The organism is Thermodesulfitimonas sp. (assembly GCF_052743955.1).
Genome location: NZ_JBRAIN010000137.1, coordinates 1 through 3,258 on the forward strand (window position 1 = coordinate 1; position 3,258 = coordinate 3,258).

Genomic DNA, 3,258 nt, shown 5'->3' on the forward strand with positions numbered 1-3,258 from the left:
ATCCCTTCAGAAATGATGGGTTATTTTTTAAGCTGGTTTTTCAGAGACCTCGTCAACCCATTACCTTACTAAGATTTAGTGTAAAGTTGCTGTTTAGGAACTTTAGGGGGTTGAGGGGGAACTGCGAAGAGCCAATAGGGGAGCAGTTGATCAAACAACCACCTAAGAGAGGTGAGGTCTTTATGCAGGTTATAGAACAAATTTGGGAAAGATTCCAGAGGGTATCGGAAACACCTGGGGTTGCAAGGCAGGGGTTCCCGGCTTTTGCGGCGCTTTACCACCGGGACTACCGTCTCTACTGGACGGGGCAGCTTGTCTCCGTTACCGGGACCTGGCTGCAGCAGGTAGCGCTCTCCTGGCTGGTTCTGGAGCTGACCCGCTCCGCCTTCCTGCTGGGGCTCGTTGGTACGGTGCAGTTTATGCCGGTGCTTCTTTTTTCCTTCTATGGCGGTATCCTTGCTGATCGTGTTCCCAAAAAATCTTTGATTCTTGGTACCCAAACGGGGATGATGCTTGTCGCCTTTCTGTTGGGCTTGCTGGTTGCTTCCGGCCGCGTACGTTACTGGGAGGTATTGAGCTGCGCCTTTTTCCTGGGGCTTTTGAACGCCGCTGATATGCCAGCCCGCCAGTCCTTTATCATCAGCCTGGTTGACCGCCGCGATTTAATGAACGCGCTTTCTCTGCACGCTGCCCTTTTTAACAGCGCCCGTATTGTTGGCCCGGCGCTGGCGGGACTGATTATTGGCCGGTGGGGGTTGGCCGCCTGCTTTTTTCTCAATGCGGCTTCCTTTACGGTGCTGCTGGCCCAGCTTCTCCGCATCCGCGCTTCTGGGGCGCGATTAACGCCCCTTACTGCCTCCCTCGGGAAGGAAATAAAAGCGGTACTGGCCTACGTGCGTCGGACACCAGGCATTTTCTTCCCTCTTTTATTGCTGGCCGAACTCAGTCTCCTCGCGATAAACTTCAACGTGCTGGTACCGGCTTTTATTCGCTTAACCTTAGGTAAAAATGTTAGCGACTACGGCTTCGTACTCGCTGTGCAGGGTTTAGGTGCGATTGCCGGGGGCCTTATCCTTGCCGTGGCGAGCCGCCACGGTCCCAGGCGCTGGTGGTTAGGGGTAGGCGCTTTTAGTCTTGCCGGCGCGCAGTGGTCCTTGGGTGCTGGCCGGGCTACCATCAGGCCATGTGGCTTCTGTTTCTCGCTGGTTTAGGTATGACTACCTTTGCGAGTACCGTCAATACTCTGGTTCAGCTTGCTGTGGTGGACGAGTTTCGGGGCCGGGTGATGAGTCTTTACGTTATCTTTTTCGTGGGAACCACACCGGTGGGTAATTTCTTAGTAGGGACAATAGCGCACCGCTGGGGCGTTCCGACAGCCTTTGCTATTGGTGGTGGCGCCGCGCTTTTTCTGGGGATTCTTACTACCTTATGGTGGTGGCGGGCGAAAAAACGCGGCGCGGGGTTCGTGTGCGATACAACCTGATGCCTTTTCTGAGCGCGGTGCTCAGTCCCTACAGGGGAAAGCGCCGGGTCTTTGGCCCAGCGGGGCAGCCACATGTGGGGCATCCGGTGGGGGAGATTATAGGGCCGGGCTACGTAGCGAACCGTATGGACTAAACGTTCCGGCGTAACCCAGGGGGCGCCGGCGTTGATGCGGTAAATGTGGTAGGGGTCCTGACCGGGCTGGTTAGCGCCGTCTAGAGTGGTAAAGAAGTAGCGGTAACCAACGGCGCGGAGGATTTCGTCAAGGGCCGGAGTAAAGGCGCCGTAAGGGTAGGCAAAGTAGGGAGTGGGGGCGCCGAGTTCCTGGATAAAGAGCGCCTGTGCCTGTCTGGAATCAGCAAAAAGCCGCAACCGGTATTCAGCTGGCGTTTCTTTATGGCCGGAGGCAAAGTCGTAAATTCGGGCTACAGTGGCTGGAGCGGTGGTATGCGGCCCTGTAGGGGCGCCGTAATGGGCGTTAAAGGTGTGCCCACCAAAGGTAAAGAGGCCCGAGGCCGCCATCTCCCGCACTTGCGGCCACGTAAGGAAACCTTTTTTCTTCCCGATGTAGCTGCCGATCAGGAAAACTGTTGCCGGTGCCCGGAATTTTTTTAAAACGGGGTACGCGTAGCGGTAGACGCCTTCATAGCCGTCGTCAAAGGTAATCACTACCGCGTTTGGCGGAACCTGCGCCTGTTTCTGGAGAAAAGCGGCAAGCTCCTGCGCGGGAATAATATGGTAGCCATTCTTTACTAGGGCAGCGATTTGGGCCGCAAAAGTTTCCGGCGTTATTGTGCCACGACCGTGGTATATGGGGCTAATGTTGTGGTACATTAGCACGACCACTTTACCGCGGTAATAGACTCGTGCTGCGGTATCTATCTGGCGCGACGGGATAGGAGGAACCGAATGCGCCACCCGGACCGTTTTTGCTGCTAACGGGGGGAAGCCTGGTTTCTCTTTTGGTGCGGCGATGGAGACCGGTGCCAGGAAGCAAAGGATAACCAGGACGGATAGAACTAAACCCACGGCCCTTCTTCTCCTGTTCAGAAATTTCACTCACGTTGTCCCCCTATATCTTTGAAATTCGGATGTATTGGTGTTTCCCTTCCGATAATTTTATCACGCCAGGGCTTGTTTTGAGGAGTGCTTTCGGGCGGTTTTACACTTTATTTACAAGCCTGCAAAACCCCGTTTAAAATTCCCGGTTATGCTCAAAAGAAAGGAAGGGAGGTGAAGTAGCGTGGGTCTTAAGGAAAAACTCCTCAAGGGGGCAACGGTCCTGTCCCTTGCGGCTTTCTTGGTCACTGGACCACTGGCGGCGGTAGCCCCGGCAGCAACTGTTCCTCCTAAAACTACTACAGCAACAAAACAAGGCGCTGTGCCGGCTCAGCCTGCTCAGCCCAAAGCGGGTGTCAAGCGTGCCACACCGGCCGTACCGCCGGCAAAGGCAAGCGCAAAGAAGGCTGTTGCCAAGAAAAAGAAACACGTCGCGGTTAAAAACACTATCGCTCAAAGAAACGCGTCGTAGCTAAGAAGCATTATGTCCCCAAGAAAGCGAAGGGCGCTTCTGCTGCCAAGGTGCCGGTAGCACCGCAGAAAGCGGCAACGAAGAGATAGCTTTCGCTATTGCGCGGAAGCGGGGAGAGGCCGGGTGCCCTCCCCGCTTCGGCTTTTTGGGGTGCTCGCTTTTGTTAGTATGTTATAATTGCTCTCAGGGAGTTGAGAAAAAGTGCGGCTGGAGACGAGCGGGGTCATCCTGGTGGTTGAAGACGA

Annotated in this window: 2 protein-coding genes and 1 pseudogene; 2 read left to right on the forward strand and 1 reads right to left on the reverse strand. The window is 55.1% G+C overall.

What is annotated here, in order from left to right:
• Positions 1 to 182: 182 nt before the first annotated feature.
• Together ACUVTA_RS09095 and ACUVTA_RS09100 are read left to right on the forward strand one after the other, a co-directional pair.
• A complete protein-coding gene (locus tag ACUVTA_RS09095; RefSeq protein ID WP_445952621.1) occupies positions 183 to 1,211 on the forward strand; it encodes an MFS transporter in 1,029 nt (342 codons plus the stop codon).
• Positions 1,184 to 1,483 (forward strand): MFS transporter, encoded by a 300-nt coding sequence (locus ACUVTA_RS09100; protein WP_445952622.1) that lies wholly within the window; start codon positions 1,184 to 1,186, stop codon positions 1,481 to 1,483. Before ACUVTA_RS09095 ends, ACUVTA_RS09100 begins: the two co-directional genes overlap by 28 nt.
• A 242-nt stretch (positions 1,484 to 1,725) precedes the next feature.
• Here the strand turns inward: ACUVTA_RS09100 and ACUVTA_RS09105 are convergent.
• Positions 1,726 to 2,316: pseudogene (locus ACUVTA_RS09105) on the reverse strand (polysaccharide deacetylase family protein); the annotation flags it as partial.
• Between the last annotated feature and the right edge of the window lie 942 nt (positions 2,317 to 3,258).

What these genes read in the sequence shown, in the direction of transcription:
- ACUVTA_RS09095 (WP_445952621.1), top strand. Translation starts at nt 183, where the DNA reads ATGCAGGTTATAGAACAAATTTGGGAAAGATTCCAGAGGGTATCGGAA.
- ACUVTA_RS09100 (WP_445952622.1), top strand. Translation starts at nt 1,184, where the DNA reads ATGTGGCTTCTGTTTCTCGCTGGTTTAGGTATGACTACCTTTGCGAGT.